19 protein-coding genes and 1 riboswitch are annotated in these 18,356 nt (G+C 36.2%); of the genes, 12 read left to right on the top strand and 7 right to left on the bottom strand.

The genetic code is table 11. From position 1 onward, the window contains the following. Window positions 1-33: 33 nt before the first annotated feature. The 4 genes from EK417_RS10950 to EK417_RS10935 form a co-directional block, all read right to left on the bottom strand. On the bottom strand, window positions 34-417 hold the full coding sequence (locus EK417_RS10950; protein ID WP_002977578.1) for an acyl-CoA thioesterase: 384 nt from the start codon (window positions 415-417) through the stop codon (window positions 34-36). 115 nt (window positions 418-532) lie between these two features. Continuing rightward, a riboswitch (cobalamin riboswitch) is annotated at window positions 533-712 on the bottom strand. A 34-nt stretch (window positions 713-746) separates the two neighbouring features. Next, the gene (locus EK417_RS10945; RefSeq protein WP_136522177.1) at window positions 747-1,547 is read right to left on the bottom strand and encodes a hypothetical protein; all 801 of its coding nucleotides are present in this window, start codon (window positions 1,545-1,547) and stop codon (window positions 747-749) included. Between the two features lie 30 nt (window positions 1,548-1,577). Next, window positions 1,578-2,240 carry an ATP-binding cassette domain-containing protein gene (locus EK417_RS10940; RefSeq protein WP_136522176.1) on the bottom strand — a complete coding sequence of 221 codons (663 nt, stop codon included), beginning with the start codon at window positions 2,238-2,240 and terminating at the stop codon, window positions 1,578-1,580. 418 nt (window positions 2,241-2,658) lie between these two features. Then, on the bottom strand, window positions 2,659-4,806 hold the full coding sequence (locus EK417_RS10935) for an endonuclease MutS2 (RefSeq protein WP_136522175.1): 2,148 nt from the start codon (window positions 4,804-4,806) through the stop codon (window positions 2,659-2,661). A gap of 107 nt (window positions 4,807-4,913) precedes the next feature. On the opposite strand from EK417_RS10935, the gene EK417_RS10930 reads away from it, so the two are divergent. From EK417_RS10930 to EK417_RS10920, 3 genes are read left to right on the top strand one after another with little or no spacing between them, the layout of a single operon-like run. Further along, window positions 4,914-5,444 (top strand): GNAT family N-acetyltransferase, encoded by a 531-nt coding sequence (locus tag EK417_RS10930; protein WP_136522174.1) that lies wholly within the window; start codon window positions 4,914-4,916, stop codon window positions 5,442-5,444. Window positions 5,445-5,480: 36 nt separating this feature from the next. Beyond that, entirely contained in the window at window positions 5,481-6,485 is a 1,005-nt protein-coding gene (locus tag EK417_RS10925; protein ID WP_136522173.1) for an acyltransferase family protein, read from the top strand. A 36-nt stretch (window positions 6,486-6,521) separates the two neighbouring features. Continuing rightward, window positions 6,522-7,163 carry a uracil-DNA glycosylase gene (locus EK417_RS10920; RefSeq protein WP_136522172.1) on the top strand — a complete coding sequence of 214 codons (642 nt, stop codon included), beginning with the start codon at window positions 6,522-6,524 and terminating at the stop codon, window positions 7,161-7,163. On the opposite strand, the gene EK417_RS10915 is transcribed toward EK417_RS10920, so the two are convergent. From EK417_RS10915 to EK417_RS10905, 3 genes are all read right to left on the bottom strand, one after another. Continuing rightward, window positions 7,150-7,659 (bottom strand): hypothetical protein, encoded by a 510-nt coding sequence (locus EK417_RS10915; RefSeq protein ID WP_076597423.1) that lies wholly within the window; start codon window positions 7,657-7,659, stop codon window positions 7,150-7,152. The two genes, EK417_RS10920 and EK417_RS10915, sit on opposite strands and share 14 nt — an antisense overlap. Window positions 7,660-7,675: 16 nt before the next feature. Beyond that, a complete protein-coding gene (locus tag EK417_RS10910) occupies window positions 7,676-8,167 on the bottom strand; it encodes a DUF456 domain-containing protein (RefSeq protein WP_136522171.1) in 492 nt (163 codons plus the stop codon). A gap of 79 nt (window positions 8,168-8,246) precedes the next feature. Continuing rightward, window positions 8,247-9,431 carry a carboxypeptidase-like regulatory domain-containing protein gene (locus EK417_RS10905; RefSeq protein ID WP_228457922.1) on the bottom strand — a complete coding sequence of 395 codons (1,185 nt, stop codon included), beginning with the start codon at window positions 9,429-9,431 and terminating at the stop codon, window positions 8,247-8,249. 271 nt (window positions 9,432-9,702) lie between these two features. Here EK417_RS10905 and EK417_RS10900 point away from each other — a divergent pair, with 271 nt between their 5' ends. The 9 genes from EK417_RS10900 to EK417_RS10860 all read left to right on the top strand — a co-directional run bounded on the left by EK417_RS10900 (window position 9,703) and on the right by EK417_RS10860 (window position 18,348). Then, on the top strand, window positions 9,703-10,971 hold the full coding sequence (locus tag EK417_RS10900; protein WP_076597420.1) for a mechanosensitive ion channel family protein: 1,269 nt from the start codon (window positions 9,703-9,705) through the stop codon (window positions 10,969-10,971). 176 nt (window positions 10,972-11,147) lie between these two features. Next, window positions 11,148-11,867 (top strand): pyridoxine 5'-phosphate synthase, encoded by a 720-nt coding sequence (locus EK417_RS10895; RefSeq protein WP_076597419.1) that lies wholly within the window; start codon window positions 11,148-11,150, stop codon window positions 11,865-11,867. A 5-nt stretch (window positions 11,868-11,872) separates the two neighbouring features. Next, on the top strand, window positions 11,873-12,652 hold the full coding sequence (locus tag EK417_RS10890) for an alpha/beta fold hydrolase (protein ID WP_228457921.1): 780 nt from the start codon (window positions 11,873-11,875) through the stop codon (window positions 12,650-12,652). A gap of 115 nt (window positions 12,653-12,767) precedes the next feature. Beyond that, window positions 12,768-13,010, top strand: coding sequence for a microviridin/marinostatin family tricyclic proteinase inhibitor (locus tag EK417_RS10885; RefSeq protein ID WP_076597417.1), 243 nt, complete (start codon window positions 12,768-12,770; stop codon window positions 13,008-13,010). A gap of 47 nt (window positions 13,011-13,057) precedes the next feature. Continuing rightward, window positions 13,058-13,282 carry a microviridin/marinostatin family tricyclic proteinase inhibitor gene (locus EK417_RS10880; RefSeq protein ID WP_076597416.1) on the top strand — a complete coding sequence of 75 codons (225 nt, stop codon included), beginning with the start codon at window positions 13,058-13,060 and terminating at the stop codon, window positions 13,280-13,282. Between the two features lie 74 nt (window positions 13,283-13,356). After that, the gene (locus tag EK417_RS10875) at window positions 13,357-14,313 is read left to right on the top strand and encodes an MvdC family ATP-grasp ribosomal peptide maturase (RefSeq protein ID WP_136522169.1); all 957 of its coding nucleotides are present in this window, start codon (window positions 13,357-13,359) and stop codon (window positions 14,311-14,313) included. Beyond that, window positions 14,306-15,310: an MvdD family ATP-grasp ribosomal peptide maturase gene (locus tag EK417_RS10870; protein WP_076597414.1), complete on the top strand. Its 1,005-nt coding sequence runs from the start codon at window positions 14,306-14,308 to the stop codon at window positions 15,308-15,310. Before EK417_RS10875 ends, EK417_RS10870 begins: the two co-directional genes overlap by 8 nt. Before the next feature lie 258 nt (window positions 15,311-15,568). Next, window positions 15,569-16,582 (top strand): NAD-dependent epimerase/dehydratase family protein, encoded by a 1,014-nt coding sequence (locus EK417_RS10865; RefSeq protein WP_076597411.1) that lies wholly within the window; start codon window positions 15,569-15,571, stop codon window positions 16,580-16,582. Beyond that, window positions 16,579-18,348 (top strand): AMP-dependent synthetase/ligase, encoded by a 1,770-nt coding sequence (locus EK417_RS10860; protein WP_136522168.1) that lies wholly within the window; start codon window positions 16,579-16,581, stop codon window positions 18,346-18,348. Before EK417_RS10865 ends, EK417_RS10860 begins: the two co-directional genes overlap by 4 nt. Window positions 18,349-18,356 lie beyond the last annotated feature (8 nt).

Below are 18,356 nucleotides of genomic sequence, written 5' to 3'. Positions count from 1 at the left end.
ATTTCGGGCGGCCAAAGGCCGCCCGAAATTTATTTATAGTATCTGAATTGGTTTTTTGAATTCATCGATGGCTACAAAAGTAAAATCACCTACAATAGCTTTTTCTCTTTCATAGGAATACATCTGTTCAGTGTAAATTTCAACATTCACTTTCATACTGGTTTTTCCCACGTATGAAACTTTCCCGATCAGTTCCACAATGGTTCCGGCAGGAATAGGTTTTTTGAAATCAATCTTATCACTGCTTACGGTTACCACTCTTTTTCTGGCAAAACGGGTTGCTGTGATAAAAGCTACTTCATCCATCAGCTGCATGGCTGTACCTCCGAAAAGAGTGTCATAATGATTGGTAGTGTTAGGGAAAACCGCTTTAAAGATTCTGGTTTCGGATGCTTCAATTCTTTCTTCTGTAGTCATATATCATTATTAATTAAAGCGATAAGAAATGATTGGAAACAACAGAATAATGACAGGAACTTACAGAATTCCTGAAACAATCCATCAGATCAATACAACTTCAAATCGCGAAAGTTACATGTTTAAGAAAAAGGCAGGTCTCCTGACTTGTAACATCATTTATCTCCTTCCCATGCCTCGCACAGTGGATCTTTGATAAAGACTTCAGTTACTTACAGTTGCGCGACAGTCCGTGATTTTCACACGGTTCCCTTTTAATCTGCAGTGATGCAGAACCAATTTCTGTGATGAATAAGCGTAAAAACTTTTCGAATGCAAAAATAATGAATTTATTCCGGATTATGATAAATAATCTGGCTGATTACTCTTCCTTTCTTAATTGTCCACAAGGTAGTATATCTGTTTTCTCCTGAACCGTTGATCATGTAAAGGAAGATGTTATCATTGTCAAGAGATGTTACTCCTACGTTCTCAAAATCCATGGTAGGCTGGAACATATTTTTGATAGCTTCTCTTACAAAAACAGATCCTCTTCCGGGCTGCTGCACTCTGATGGATTTGATTTCGGTCATTCCTTCAGGAAGGTCATTTCCAATTCCCCACGGTTTTACTTTATCAATGGTAAGAATCTTTCCATCCGCATCTTTTTCCTTTTTACGGTATCCTGCATTGGAAGGATAAATATCAATCACCACTTTGCTTCTTTGGGCAGTAGGGATTTTAGGATCCGAATTGTCGGTGAAAATAAGGGATCTTCCATTTTTAGATTTAGATGGAGTATAGGCGGGAAGCTGGTCCACATATGCAATACGCCCTTTATTCACCATACCTTCTTTATCAAGAGTTTCATACCGTACAAAAGGCTTGTCGTCATCCTGTTTTTCCGGATATTTGATCCAGATCCATTCTGTTTCTCCCGGAGCCGGTTTTACATAAACAAATACATCTCCTTTGCGCATACGGATCTTGTCTACAATTTTTCGGTAATCGTCTTTATGTACACGTACGTTAGCATATCCTTCCTCAGCTTTTACCACTCCAAAAGGGACTTTTGTCTGTGCCTTTACAAAGGTTATAGATAAGATACTGATAGCGGATAAATAGAATGCTTTGTTTATGAAAGTCATCATGAAATATTTTTGATCTTCCAAATATATAAATTAAATGCTTTTCGGAAGATAATTATACCGCTGCAGTTCACTTAAATCTTGTATTTGTTTCAGATGACCGTCTGAAAGCAGAAATATACGTTCAGAAATATCCAGAACATCTTTAAAATTATGATCAGAAATAATAAAACCTTTATGTGCTGACTCCCGCAGTATATTTTTCTTTAATTCTTCAGTAAACTTTGGCGAAAGACTATGGAATGGCTCGTCCAGTAAAATAAAATGGGCTTCAGAATAAATAATCATCAGGGTTTCAATAATTCTCTGTTCACCTTTAGAAAGGTTTTTAGGTTTTTCATGGAGGAAAGGCTGTATGAATTCTGAAGTAAAAAGTAGTTCAGTATTCTTTTGATTGCAAAAAAGAGGAATCAGGTTTTTGATTTTTACATACTTGGGTAAAAAGAGATCCTGTGGTAAGTAAGCAATTCTGTTTTTTCTATCGGAAATGGTTTTCAAAATGGTATGATCATATCTTATAAACTGCGTATTACCATGTTCAATCCCGAAGATAATTTTTAGAAGCGTTGATTTTCCGCTACCATTTCTGCCTAATAACCCTGTAATTTGCCCTGTTTCACATCCTATATAAATATCCTGCAGAATTTTTCTTTCATTAAAAGATTTTGTTACACTATCAACATGAAGTTTACTCATAAAAACAATGTTATAATTTTTACAATAATCCCTGATACTATTGTTCCTGCCCAAAGAAAAATCCTTGAAAACCCTGAATTGGCATAAAAGTAATATTCGCTTTTAAACCTTATTTCATACATAAAGTAATGAAGAACAGGTAAAATCAGAAGAAAACTTAATCCAAATGTTTCAAGCCTGTAGGGAAGCAGAAAACAAATAAGTAATGAAAACAGTAACGCAGGAAGCAGTATTTTTTTATAAAAGATCCAAAGAATAGTAAAGTTTCTCACAATGTTTAATACTTTATGAATTCAAATATATTAAAAACCTTTATACAAGAGAGAATTAAAAGATTCATTAAAAAATAAAATTAAAAGCGAGAACACTGAAAAGTGCTCTCGCTGTATTTGTGTAACTTAATCCTTAGATAGATTAATTAAATTCTCTCAAGTTCATCCGCATCAATCGTGGTTTTGAAAGTTCCGTAATTGACGATCACTTTGTTTCTGGAGATTTTCTCAATAGTTCCTACACTGGTACTTCCTGTAATACGAACACGTTGTCCAATCTTCATCCAGACAGCGCGGTCGGTTTTACGTTTTTCTTCCAGTCTTTCATTGGTTTCAGCAATTTTTTCAATTACTTCTTCCTTTTTCAGCTGTTGGGTTATTTTTCTCTTAACAACCTGCAGACGTTTGGTTTCATCTTTATCACTGCCCAGTTTTCGGAATTTTTCCTGCTCAAGAAGTTTTACAAAATCTTTTACAACATCCTTTCTGGATTTCCCTTTGGTATAGCTGTCGATGAATGCTTCAATCTTATTTCCAAACTGAAGTTTGCGGTGTTCCTCTTCATATAATTTCTGGAAATTGAACAGTTTCTGCTGAAGCTGGTCATTCAGTTTCTGAAGGTTATCACGCTTATCTTCTACAGACTCTTTTCTTTCTGCAAGATCGGATTTCAGTTTTTCAACTTCAAATTTTTCCTGCTGCAGTTTTACAATCGTTTTGTCAAGATTCACAATATCATGCTCTACCTTTTTCTTGGCAGAATGGATAATGAATCTCGGAATTTTATTCTTTTCTGCAACTTCAAACGTAAATGAACTTCCTGCCTGTCCTACTTCCAGCTTATACATCGGTTCCAAGGTTTCTTCATTGAAGAGCATGGCTGCATTCTGAGCGTTGGGAAGCTGCTCTATTACCAGTTTAATATTGGTATAGTGCGTTGTGATGATGGCAAAACTCTTTTTGTCATAGAAAAACTCCATAAAACTTTCTGCCAGCGCACCTCCAAGTTCAGGATCAGAACCCGTACCGAATTCATCAATAAGCAGAAGGGTATTGGCATCTGCTTCACGGATGATTCCTGACATTTTCTTCAATCTTGATGAATAGGTCGATAAATGGTTTTCAATGGACTGGTTATCTCCAATATCCGTCATGATTTTCTCAAAGAAAAACATTTCAGACTTTGGGTGAACAGGAACAAGAATACCACTCTGAATCATCAGCTGCAATAGTCCAACTGTTTTCAGGGTAATTGATTTTCCGCCGGCATTCGGACCGGAAATACAGATAATCCTGTTATGTTCTGTTAAGGTAAGTGTCTGAGGGTGAATTGTTTTGTTCTCAACTTTGTTTCTTAACCATAAAAGAGGATGATAAGCATCTTTTAATCTAAGCGTTTTATGATGGTTGATTTTAGGAAGAACTCCGTTGATCAGTTCACCAAATTTTGCTTTAGCTCTCGTAAGATCAAGGTCAAAAATATACACCTGATATCTCCATAGCTGAGGTTGAAATTCTGCCAGTTCGGCAGTAAGCTTACGGAGAACTTTATCAATTTCTTTTTTTTCTTCCTCTTCATTTTCACGCAGCTTGAAATAGTGTTTTACAACACTGTCCGGCTGAATATACGTAATGGAACCCGTTTTGGAAATTCCTAATGTTCTTCCGGCAACCCTTTTTTTGAATCCTGACTTTACCGCCAGAACTCTCTGGTCATCAATAATCGTTTCCCGGATATCGTCCAGAAAATCACTCTGTCCATACGTGGTAAGCGCACGGTTAAAATTTTCCTGGATTGCTTTTTTAGCAAGCTGAATTTCAGTTCTTATCCCTTTCAAAGCTGGAGAAGCCTCATTTTTCACTTCACCAAAACGGTTAAAAACCTTATCTACCTTTTCAATGATCTCTTTTCTGAATTCCAGTACAGAAACTTCTTCTAATAACGTAGGAAACGTTTCCGGCATGGTAGGGAAGAATTTCTGAAGTCTTCCGATCTGTTCCGTGATGGTTTTTATTTTGATGAAAGCAGCATTTTCCAGACGGTAGTTCTCAATCAGCATCAATTTCAGCTCACTTTCAATATCTTCATACTCATCAAACGGAATCGCATTTGAACTTTCAAAACTCGACAGATATTCTGACGTTTTTTTTAATGAAAGTTCCGCCTCGTCAATTTCCATCGGACGAAGTTGAAGAATTTTTTCTCTTGTTTTCGGAGAATACGCAAATGGGGAGATTTCCGCGAGCAATTGCGGAAACTCTAATTCGTCTAAATCTTCTTTATCTATATACACAGTGCAAATTTAGTGAGAATTTTGATTATTACGTATATCTGAGAGATGTACAGAATAAATTAACCATGAATTTAATAGGATTGAGCTGCTTTTATTACATTTGAGCCATGAAACTGGAAACCGAAAGATTATTATTGAAAAACATCAACGAAAGCCATGTTGATGATATTTTGCGCATTCGAAGTAATGAAGTAATCAATCGGTTTGTTATAAGAAACTCACCGAAGAATAATTATGATGCACTTCAGTTTATTTTGACCATTAAGGAGAGAACTAAGAATAACCAAACTTTTTATTGGGGGATTTCTTTAAAAGATCAGCCGGATCTTATCGGAACCATCTGTCTCTGGAATTTTTCTGAAGACCGGAAGAAAGCAGAAGTTGGTTACGAACTGTTGCCGGAGTATCACCGAAAAGGAATTATGTCTGAAGCATTAAAAGCGGTTTTAGATGTTGGTTTTAATGAATTACATTTAGATGAAATTGTTGCTATTACCAATACATTCAATGAAAATTCAAAAGGTCTTCTTTTAAAACATCATTTTATTTTGCAGGAAGGAAAGCAGGATGAAGGTTTTCCCGATAATATTATCTTTAGATTGAAAAGAGCTTCAGCCAACTCTTATGAGATCTGCTAGGTTTTTCTCTATCTTTATTGCCGATTGACATTACATATGAAAAATGAAATAAAATCTTTAACGGGACTTAGAGGGATTGTTGCATTATGGGTAGCGTTTTTTCATTTTAGTTTTTTTAGGAATGAATTCATTCAGGATGTAGTAGGAAAGGGATATGTAGCAGTTGATATTTTTTTTGTGTTAAGTGCTTTTTTACTAACAGTTTCTTATTCCGGAAAATTGAAGAATCTGAATTATAAAGTAATAGAGGTTTTTTATAAAAAAAGAATCAACAGGATTTATCCTGTGTACATTATATCAGTAGTTTTTATAGCATTGTTTTTAATGAAGCCTTCTGTAGCGGGATTCTTCATAAACGCCACCTTATTACAGTGTTTTTTTAACCCGGATTATCTGCTGAATGTGGTCTATTGGTCACTGAGTACAGAATGGGTTTGCTATCTGATATTCCCTTTTATGTTATGGTTCATCCTGTATTATAAAATACGCAGCGAAATTTTAATCATCATAAGTTTGGTTTTGAGGTTTCTTCTTCCTTATTTACCCGGACATTTATATATTGGCTCCGAACATCCCATGGAAATAGGAGAGTCACCAAGATATCTTGATCTTCCTTATGGTTTTGTTTCCCTGTTAAGAACAGTTTCTTCCTATTTTCTTGGTATTGGAGCTGCTCTTTTACCATCATTTAAAATGAAGAAAGAAAACCAGATCCTTTATATCATTATCCTATTGTTTGTGTCCATGTTGTTTGTGGAAAAAGGGCTGTTGTTTATCCCTTTATTATCAGCTTTGATAATTAAATATCTCTATGAAGGAAAGCCTAACTATCTCAAAACATTTTTAGAAACCAAAGCTGTGTATTTTTTAGGAAATATTTCTTACTCGTTATACATTATCCATTATATGGTGAAGAAGCAGGATTTTGTTATTGTGAATAATTACCATCTTAATAATTTTTTGTTAATCTCTCTTTCACTATTGCTGTCCTATTTTTCGTATATGCTTATTGAAAGAAAAGTGAAGATATTTAAAGTATAATGGAAGCCCTTATTTTAATATTATTATTTTTGCAGTATGACCTGGACAGAAATTTTAGCCCCTATAAAAAGTACGGAATACTTTACTACCCTTTGGGAGAACGTGAAGAATGAATATGCAACAACCAAAGTTTTCCCGCCAAAAAATCAGATCTTCAGAGCATTGGAACTTACTGCTTTTGATGATATTGAAGTGGTGATTATTGGCCAGGATCCTTACCATAACGATTATCAGGCAAATGGTTTATGCTTTTCTGTTTCTGAGCAGGTTGCCGCACCGCCCTCACTTAAAAATATTTTTATTGAGCTAAAAGATGATTTGGGAGTGGTAAGAACTTCCAAAGAACTTGATGATTGGGGAAGACAGGGCGTTTTACTGCTGAATGCTACATTAACGGTTCGTGCGCATTCACCCAATTCACATAAAGACCTTGGCTGGGAAAAATTCACCAATTTTATCATTAAGGAAATTTCAGATAAAAAAGAAAATGTAGTGTTTGTATTGTGGGGAGCTTTTGCACAAAAAAAAGCCGAACTCATAGATCCGGCTAAACATTTTATTCTTAAATCGGCACACCCTTCACCTTTTTCTGTATACAGAGGTTTTTTTGGAAGCAAGCCTTTCTCAAAAATCAATGAATACCTTGTTTCCAAAGGGAAAAAGTCTATTTCCTGGTAGAATCAGCTGATTGATCTGCTTTTTTTATCGTAATTCCGATTTTATATTTTCCGGCTAATGCTTTTGCTCCATCCTGAGATTTCGGATACGGAGCAATATCCTGCAATGTAATAGTGTAACCATTAAATTCTGTCGATTGGTGATAATTTCTTCCCGGGAAATCTCCGCTGGCGAGGTTCAGAATCATCGGACGGGTAGAAGTTCCCATTACTTCCACCTGGGCAAGAGCAACTCCTGCCCAGATACAATTGACTCCTTCAGGACAACGGCTGTCTTCAGAAACCCCTTTGAATGTCACATTCATCTGGTATTCTCTTAAAAACTTGTTTTCTCCTTCATTCAGGTAGATAACACCGTCTTTCTGGTTATTTGTAGTTGTTGATTTTGTACCTGTAGACATTTCAGCAGCTTTTGTATTCATCCTGGATTTCTTTTGGGCATCACATCCTGTTAATGCAAATATTCCCAGACTGAGTATGATAACTTTATGGAACATAGTTTCTTATATTTAATTAAATGACGTTAAACATATCAAGTAATACTACCAAAAACATTGCCACTCCCACCACAAAACTGAATCCGGTTCCATAAATGAATCCAATCAATGCTCCTTTGGTTGATTGTAAGGCTTTATTCATATCCTTGCTGTCGTGAAGTAATTCACCAATAAATACCCCTGCAAACATTCCTATCAGAAATCCCAACGGAATCGGAATAAAAATTCCAATAATAGTTCCAATAACAGAACCGATACTTCCCCAACGGGTACCTCCATATTTTCTGTTGGTCTTTGCCGGAATTACATAGCTTAATACTACTGAAGCTACGGTAAGAATTCCGAAGGCCCAGATATAAATCATGGAAAGATCAGCATCCGTTCCGAATTTATAGATCAAAAGTCCACAGATACTCAGTAAAAGACCAGGCAATACCGGAAGAAAAGTACCCAATATTCCAATAAATAATAAAATGAGGCAGAAAATATTAATAATTGTTGTATCCATTCTTAAAAAAAATATACATGCAATATAAAAAAAGTGACCTTATAAAAAGCCACTTTGAGAACTGAGTTATAAAATTTTATTACAAATTTAAGATTACGTATTCCAGAATCGGTCCTGCTTTACCGATATTTCCGCTTGCATGGTTATGAAATGTGGTATAGTAGATATTTCCACTACTTGTTGTTCCTGAACATGATCCCACGTAATCACCGTGCGCCTGGTGAGCATTCCAGGCATTCTGATTAATGGTAATGGTAACATTGTTGCCACCTGCCGTATGATGGCAGATCGTCATATGATTATTGTTTAAAGATGTTCCCACTGAGATTTTAGGAGCCGTTTTATCCACATATTTATTAGTTCTTATCATCAAAGGTTCATTACCTTTCTGTACCAGTACTTCCCAGAATGTAGGATCATAATGCTGAATTTTTTCCCATAAAGACATATCATACTGAATATCCAGTGTGCTAAACCCTAATGCTGCCGCCATAGCAGTATTGGTAACACTACAGTTATTATACATGGCAGAATTTCCGGTGTTGGTAAAACAAATCTTTGTGAGATCCAGAAAACCTCCATAAGTACTGCAGCCTGAAACGTATTTATCTCCCCCTACCAGATAAGCTGCTGCCCAGTCTGAGGTGTAAATGCTTCCGCCATTCGTGATAAAAGTAGAAAGATTACTGAAAACAGAAAGATCATTACCGGGAGAGTTGGTTCCCGTCTGTGCAGGATTACGTGAACCGCAGTTCAGGAAAATAATATCATACTGAGAAATGGTATTGAAATTTTTTAAATCCTGATAGCTGATTTCTGTCGCGGTGTAACCAAGACTTGTAATAATGGCCTCTATCTCGTCATAACTACCTTCTACATAAGCTATTTTTGCAATCTGATTCAGTTTGGAATCTTTGCTGGCAACACTGGTTGTTTCATTTTTATTAACCGTAACGGGAATTTCAGTTCTGAAATTAAGGCCATTGCCAGTCTGGATGTGAAGGGTTGTATTTCCCTCAGGTGCAGTCAGGTTGAATGAACCATCCGCATTGGAATACGTGTGATAAACCTGATTTTTGCTGTCAATAGTAAATACAATGGCACCGCCAATAGGTTTTGTTCCGTTTTTAGCAAATACTTTGCCTTCTACAGTTCCAGTGGATACTGTTTTGGAAACTTCCGGGTTGATCGAGTCATCACCGCCTTTACAATTGACTAACAGTACAAGGCTGCACAGCATAATGAACAAGTAGTTTTGTTTCATATTTAATTGGTTTTGATGGGTTTAGTTTTAATCAAATTTAATTAATTTTTGATATTAAAACATTGAAAGTGGAAATTATTTTAATATTTTTTATTTAAATCTGTAATTTATAGTTAATTTTTCATCTATAATTGTGGTTTGCGGCAGACTTACTATTTTTTAAGATCATTGCTCATAATTTTTATTAAATATTTTAGGGTGAATAGCTTTTGGGATGAAAATTGATTGTGAATAGTAAAATGATGATTCTTAATTTCATAAATTTGCCGTGATGAATGACCAGTTACAAGAAACCAAAAACTTTATACAGGAGCTAAGCGAGCAGCTTTATATTTACATTACCCGGATTTCACCTTCCGGGCTGGATTGGATTTTTCATATCATTGTAAAATTGAGCTTACTTCTTGTCCTGTTTTTTATTGCCGATTTTATTTTTAAGTTCATCATCAATTCCGTATTCAGGTTATTTCATAATGAACAGAAGTTTCCGATCTTAAAATCTATTTACCAGTCTAAAATCACCAATTCTGTAGCTCATTTTGCTGCTTTGATTGCTGTTGCCGGGATTCAGGGATCTGTTTTTCCGGAAAATGCACTGCCAAAAACAACCATCTTTATTATAAGATGTATCAATCTGGGATTGGTCCTGATATTAGCGGGAATGCTTTACAGATCACTGACAGCTTTCAGGAATTATTTCAGCATTAAACAGGATTTCTATAAAATAATGGCGCTTAATGCCATTTCCGAAACTGTAAAAATTTTAGGACTTTTCATATTTACAGTAGTGGGACTCTGTGTGATTTTCGGAATCAAAGGAACCACTATTGTAGGAAGTCTTGGGGCAATTACAGCTGTTCTGGTATTGGTTTTCAGAGATACTATTCTTGGGTTTGTAACAGGTCTTCACGTGGCTACTTCCAAAAATCTGAAAGTAGGAGACTGGGTAAGTATTCCGAAATACAGCATCGAAGGAAATATTACGGAGATCAACCTTTTGACAACCAAAATTACCAACTTTGATAAAACAGTTTCTACGATTCCCACTTATGATTTGATGACCACCGAGATCAAGAATATGCAGGTGATGTCTGAATCTAATACCCGAAGGATTAAGAAATCAATTTACTTTAACATCAATTCTTTTAAGTTTCTTACGGATGAAGATATTGAACGGTTAAAAGAAATCAATTTAATTTCTGATTATCTGAAAGAAAAGACTTCTGAAATCAGAAAAGAAAAAGAAGGCCTGGAACATAAAGATAAAATTGTGAATGGAAAACAGCTTACCAATATCGGAGTTTTCCGGTACTATGCACAACAGTACATCGAAAATGATCCTGATGTGGATAAAAACGGAACGAGAATGGTGCGCCAGCTGGAGATTACCCCACAAGGGCTGCCACTTGAAGTATACTGTTTTGCCAATGATTCGCAATGGGAACGTTTTGAGCAGATTCAGGCCGATATTTTTGACCATTTACTGGTGGCTTCGAAAGAATTTGAACTTCAGGTGATGCAGGTAAGCGTGAAGGTTTAGAAAAGCTTGAAGGCAGAAGAGGCAAGTTGGAAGTTTCAGCACCTTTAAAACAAATTTTAATTAAATTTTTAAATGATCATGAATATAGAAGACCAAAGGAAGTACAATGTCTGGATTTACTTCCAGCCTCAGGCTTCAAGCTTCTAACATATCATATCTAACATCTACAATAAAAAATGACAAAACTAAGCGTAAACATTAATAAAATTGCGACGTTAAGAAATGCAAGAGGAGGTGAAACCCCAAGTGTTACAGAAGCTGCTGTAAAAATTCAGGAATTCGGAGGACAGGGAATTACCATCCACCCAAGACCTGATGAAAGGCATATCACAAGAAAAGATGTCTATGATCTGAAGCCGTTGGTTACGACTGAGTTTAATATTGAAGGAAACCCTCATCAGAGCTTTATCGATATGGTACTGGAGGTGAAGCCTGAACAGGTGACTCTCGTACCGGATGCTGATGACGCTATTACATCCAATGCAGGCTGGGATACCCAGAAACATCTCGATTACCTTACAGACATCATTGCAGAATTTAAAAAAGCAGGAATCCGTACTTCTATTTTTCTGGATCCTTTGCCGGAATTGGTAGAATATGCAGCTAAAACAGGTGCAGACAGAATAGAATTGTATACAGAAGCTTATGCAAAAAATTATCTTACCAATAAAGAACAAGCTATAAAACCTTATTACGACACAGCTGTAGAAGCTACAAAATTCGGATTGGGAATCAATGCCGGGCATGATCTGAGCTTGGAAAACCTGAAATATTTTTCAGATACCATTCCGAACCTTCTGGAAGTATCTATCGGACACGCTTTGGTTTCTGAAGCACTTTATATGGGATTGGAAAATACGGTTCAGGCTTATCTGAAGAGACTGGCAAAATGGTAAAAAATATGGAAATCTTAAACTCAAAAATATTCGGCGAAAATGTAACGAATACGCCGCTTCTTGTATTTCACGGACTATTCGGAATGCTCGACAACTGGGGAACTTTCGGAAAGGATCTGGGAGAATATCTTCCGGTACACCTGATCGATCTTAGAAACCACGGAAGAAGCTTTCACTCAGAAAGTATGTCTCATGATGATCTGGCAGATGATATTGCCCGTTATATGGATCATTATGGTATTCAGAAAGCTCATGTTCTGGGACATTCATTAGGAGGAAAAGCAGTGATGCAGTTTGCGATAAAATATACTGAACGGGTTGAAAAACTGATCGTTGTAGATATTTCGCCTAAAGCATATCCGCCGCATCATCAGGGAATTATTAAAGCGCTGGAGACCGTTGATTTCAATACGGTAACTTCAAGAAATGAAGTGGAAGCCGTCCTGAACCAATATATTCCTGAAAGATCTACCGTACAGTTTCTTACGAAAAACCTGTATTGGGATGATAATAAAAAACTGGGCTGGAGATTCAATCTTAAAACGCTATCTGAAAAATATACAGAATTTGTCTCCAATGCCATTAAATTCGGGGTTTTTGAAGGTGATACACTGTTTATTGCAGGAGCAAAATCCAACTATATCCTTCCACAGGACGAATTCGGTATCAAACAGCAATTTCCTAAAGCTAAAATTGTGACAGTAAAGAATGCCGGACATTGGGTACAGGCAGAAAATCCGGTTGATTTTGCAAATGTTGTCAAGGATTTTCTTGGTTTGAATTGATTTTATACTCTGATTTTTAGTTTTATGTTAAAATTTTATTAAAAATTTATATTATTTCTCCATGAGTTGAAATTTTTGTACTTTGCGTTTGTCAAAACGATAAAAATATTAACTTATGGAAAACAAAAATTCAAAAAAGAAGCCATTCTTTGCGTCATTCTTAGAGAAGCAGGTTAAAGACCCTGAAACAATAACAGGAGGAGGTCTTACTTCTGCTGCTGCAGATCAGATTACTTCAGTAATCAAGGATCATATCACTACTACAGCGCTTGAAGACAGCATTACAAAGCCTAATAATGACAATGTAACGATGAAATATCCTTCAGACGGTGATGAAGGTGTTTTAGAATTAGACTAAATATAAATACAGCTTAAGCTAATATATCAACCCAAAACTAAAACATTATGAAAAGCAACAACTCAAAGAAAAAGCCGTTTTTCGCATCATTTTTAGAAAAACAGGTAAAAGATCCTGAAACAGTAAAAGGAGGAACAGATATCTCAATTCCTGAAAGAGATGTCATTACAAAACCGGCAATAGATACAGTGACTTCTCCAAAAGACGATATGATGCACACGCTGAAATATCCTTCTGATGGTGATGATGATACAATCAACGTTCCACTGTAAGATCAGAAAGAATATTAAATAAAATAGTAGGGGAAACTTAGACATTAAGTTTCCCTTTTTAATACAACCGGCAAATGATTCTCTGCATCACCCACTCACAGGATTTTTATAATATTGATCTCTTTTTCGAATATCTGGCTTCTAAAAATATTCCTTATTTCAGACTGAATTCTGACCGCCTGAACCATCTTCAGAAAATCAGCATTTATGAAAACTCATTTGAACTGACCGATGAGTCCGGAAATACCATTCATTCTGATGCCATTAAAGGAGTATGGCATAGAAAAGCCTGGAGAATCAGCGCTCCCGAAGAACTGGATCAGGATTATGAAAAAATCTTTCTCAATGAATATGGAAGTCTGAGGTATAATCTGATAACAGCTTTAGAAGATATTCCCTGGATCAACCCTTACGAAAATGAAAAAAAAATAGATGGAAATAAGATCTTTCAGCTGAAAATAGCACAAAGAAATAACTTAACCATTCCCAAAACCATTTTTTCTAATGATGAAGAAAAAATAACAACATTTTTCCATCAATACTGTCAGGGAAAAGCCATTGCGAAGCTTCACGGAGTTACGGCAAAAACAATGTCAGGAGAAAATATGATTTCTACTACAGTTATTGAGGAAGAATCTCTTGAACACCTTTCAGATATTGCTTACTGTCCGATGATTTTTCAACCCTACATTGATAAAGAATACGAATTACGAATCATGTATGTAGATGGTGAATTCTTCACAGGAAAAATCAATAACAGTGAAAATGCAGACTGGAGAGTAGCCCGTGAAGGGTATTTCTGGGAAACATATGAATTACCTGAATCAGTTAAAGCCAATCTCACCGCCATGATGAACGAAATGGGACTTTATACAGGAGCGATCGATATGATCAAAGGAAGAGACGGAGCGTATTACTTCCTTGAAGTCAATCCGCAGGGAGAATGGGGAATGCTTCAGAAAGAGCTGGGATTTCCCATCGCAGAAAGAATTGCCGACAACCTTATCAAAAGAATTAATTTCCATGAATAAAATTTTAATAATTACCCATACCGCAGATAACTTTTCCATTGAAAAAGTTACAGAATACATAGAAAAAAATAATTGTGAAGTCATTCGCTTTGATGTAGACGTTTATCCATTACAAAACAAACTGTCCACTATTTTCCAGGATGGAGAATGGATCAGTTACCTGGAAACTCCTGAAACGAAACATCGTTTGGACGATATTTCTGCCATCTGGTACAGAAGAGCCTACAATATCGGAAAAGGACTAAAAGAAGAAATGGATTCTAAGTTTTACGGTGCGGCTATGGGAGAAATCAGAAATACCCTTTTTGGTTTCTTTGAATCTGTGGATGCTTATTCTTTAGGAAAGCCTAGTATTTACAGAAGGCTCGACAGTAAAGAAGAACAGTTGAAAATTGCAGATAAATTAGGTCTTACCATTCCGGCAACCTGTCTTACCAATAATCCTGATGAGGCAAGAAAATTTATCCTGAAACATCAAAATGTGGTGGCAAAAATGCAAACCGGTTTTGCTATTTATGAAAACGGTGTGGAAAATGTAGTGTTTACGAACGTTGTGGGCGAGGATAAGCTGGAAGAGCTGGATTCATTATTATATTGTCCTATGCAGTTTCAGCAGATGATTCAGAAGAAAAAAGAGCTTCGTATTACCATTGTGGGAAGAGATGTGTATGCCTTCGAAATAGATTCCCAGCAGTCTGAAGATGCAAAAGTAGACTGGAGAAAAGACGGAGTTAATCTTATTGATAAATGGAACAGAACAGAACTTCCTGCAGATGTGGAATCAAAACTGCTTGAATTGCTTGATATGTACAACGTAGATTACGGAGCCATAGACATGATTGTTTCTCCTGAAGACGAATATTATTTTATCGAAATCAATGCGGCAGGAGAATTCTTCTGGCTGGATAATCTTACAGAAGGAAACCTTATTTCCAAAAGCATTGCAGATGTTCTCTGCGACAAAGCGCCAAGAAGAAATAATGAGGTAATGGCTTAAAAACAATGTGCTTTTTGAGCATAAAAGTCCTGAAAGTTGTCAATTCTTTCAGGACTTTTCATTTGGATGATCTACTGAAATTAAAATTTTCCGGTTTGTTGTATTCAGAATGATAATATTGGTTAAATTAAGTTGAATTATGCTTTAAAAATCGCAAATTTGCAAAAACAGTTTTTCTAAAGAATTTTTACCGATCCGGAAGAATTGCCGGATAGAAAATATTGTTATATTTTAGTCAGCAATCAAGTAAAATAATTAATGATTTTTGTAACGGGTGCTACCGGAATTCTGGGAAGAATAATTGTACTGGAACTTCTTAAAAGAGGAAAAAATGTACGTGCTTCCAAAAGACCGGGCAGCAATTTAAACGAAGTAAAGCATTCATACAGCTTTTATACGGAGAATCCCGACGATTTTTTCAATAAAATTGAATGGGTAAACGTGGATTTTGATGACCTCGATTCCTTAAAAACTGCACTGCAAGATGTAGATGAAGTATATCATTGTGCTGCAAAAGTGAGTTTTCATCCCAAAGATGAAAAAGAAATGTACCATACGAATATCAATGGTACAGAAAATCTTTTGTATGCCTGCGAAGGATCAGGCGTTAAAAAATTTCTCCATGTAAGTTCCGTTGCCGTCCTGGACAATTTCAATGAAAAAGGAGAACTTGATGAAGAATCTGACTTTAATCCGAAACTGGAACATTCTGCATACGCTATTTCTAAACATTTATCAGAAATGGAAGCCTGGAGAGCTTCAGCAGAAGGTCTGAATGTGATCATTATCAATCCCGGAATGATCGTAGGAAGCGGAAACTGGAGTCAAAGCAGCGGTGAGCTTTTCTCAACCTTTGAAGACAATAGTTTTACCTTTTCAGGAGGTTCTGCCTACGTTGATGTAAGAGATGTAGCCAATACAGCTATTGGATTAATGGAAAATAATCTTTTCGGGGAACGTTTTATTATTGTCGCTGAAAACAAGAGGTATGCAGACCTTGCCAAACAGGTAAGAACACGATTGGGGCTTAAAGATGCCAGAATTCTTTCACAATCTGTACTCAATATCGGAAGAGTTGCCAATATCCTTTTCGGATGGCTCATTCCAAAACTGAAAATGGTTACCCGATCAAATATCGAGGCCATTTCTTCATTCAACACCATTTCCAATCACAAAGTCAGAGAAAAACTAAACTATCAGTTTATCCCTGTAAAAGAAAGCATAGACTTTCACCTGAATAATTATATTAACGACAAAAAGCTGAAGAAATGAACCTTGCAGAGGCAATTATCCTTAAAAATGTAGAAAAACATCCTATAAAAGCAGCTATCGGATTTAAAAAGAAAGATGCAGCATGGAAAGAGCTGAGCTGGAAAAAATTCAGTGAGATTATTTTTAAAACGGCCAATGCTTTAAAAGAATCCGGAGTTCAGGAGAATGACAGAGTCGCTATTTATTCAGACAATTCATCGGAATGGATGATTATGGATCTGGCTTCTTTGGCGATTGGTGCTGTCACGGTACCTGTTTATTCTACCAATAATGCTGAGCAGGCAGAACATATCATCAACGATTCCGGAGCGAAGGCTGTTTTAGTAGGAAATCAAATGCAGTATGATGCCTGTCTTGAGTTTTTACATAAAGAAGAAAACAATCTGGAAACCATTATTGTTTCCAAAAAAGCAGTGTGGATCAAGAAAGAATTCAACAGTTTTTATCTTGAAGATTTTATCGCAAAAGCTTCATCAGAACTTGAGATCTGTAAAAAAGAAAATGATGATACAGCCACATTGATCTATACTTCCGGAACTACCGGAATCCCAAAAGGAGTAATGCTTACCCATGGAAATTTCATCAGGGCATTCGACTCACACTTTGAGTTTTTTAAGTTTAAAAACTTTGAAGAAGAACTTTCATTGGCATTCTTACCTTTAAGCCACGTTTTTGAAAGAAGCTGGAGTTTACTTTGTTTATACGGTGGTGCACGTGTTTATTTCCTTGAAGATCCTAAAAATGTAGCCAAAGCACTGGAAGAAGTAAAACCTACTGCCATGTGTGCCGTACCGAGGTTTTTCCAGAAAGTATATGCCGGAGTTCTTGAAAAAGCGGAAGAAGGTTCATCATTGAAGAAAAAGATTTTCGACTGGGCGATTAAAACCGGATGGGAAACCGCAGAATTAAGAAGAAATGAAAGACCGGTACCTTTTGGATTAAAATTCAAAGAATCTGTAGCTGATATGCTGGTTTTCAGTAAAATTAAAAATAAAATGGGTGGAAGACTTTGGTTCCTGCCTTGTGGCGGCGCTTCTTTGTCGCCGGAAGTTACCCGTTTCTTTGAATCAGTGGGAATTCATGTAACAGTAGGATATGGGTTAACGGAAACTACGGCAACATTGACGCTTTTCCCTCTCACTCACTTTGAACATGGTACGAGTGGAAAACCACTTCCTGGAGTAGAAATGCGTATCGGAGAAAATGATGAAATCCAGGCCAGAGGCAACGGAATCATGAAAGGCTATTACAACAAGCCTGAAGAAACCGAGAAAGTATTCACAGATGACGGATGGTTCAAAACCGGTGATGCAGGAAAATTTGATGATAAAGGAAACCTGATCATTACAGACAGAATCAAAGATCTGATGAAAACTTCCAACGGAAAATACATTGCTCCCCAACAGATTGAAAATCTTCTGACCAACAATAATTTTATCCAGCAGATTATGCTGGTTGCAGAAGGAAGACAGTTTGTTTCAGCATTGATTGTTCCCAATTTTGAGTTTTTACAGGAGTATATCAAAAAGAATAATATTCCTTTTACCAATTGGGAAGAGGCGATAAAAAATGAAAAGATAATCAATCTTTATAAAGAGAAAATTAAAGAATTACAAAACCATCTGGCAGACTATGAAAAAGTGAAGAAATTCACCTTAATGCCTGCCGAATTTGATATCAATACCGGAGAAATTACTCCTACCTTGAAAGTCAAAAGAAATGTAGTGATTAAAAAATACGCAGATATTATAGAGAAAATGTACTAAACAGTACA

It is taken from the genome of Chryseobacterium candidae, from assembly GCF_004916905.1.
GTDB classification, from domain to species: Bacteria; Bacteroidota; Bacteroidia; order Flavobacteriales; family Weeksellaceae; genus Chryseobacterium; species Chryseobacterium candidae.
Note: the sequence above shows the minus strand (reverse complement) of the source record. Positions and strands in the feature narration are given on the sequence as shown.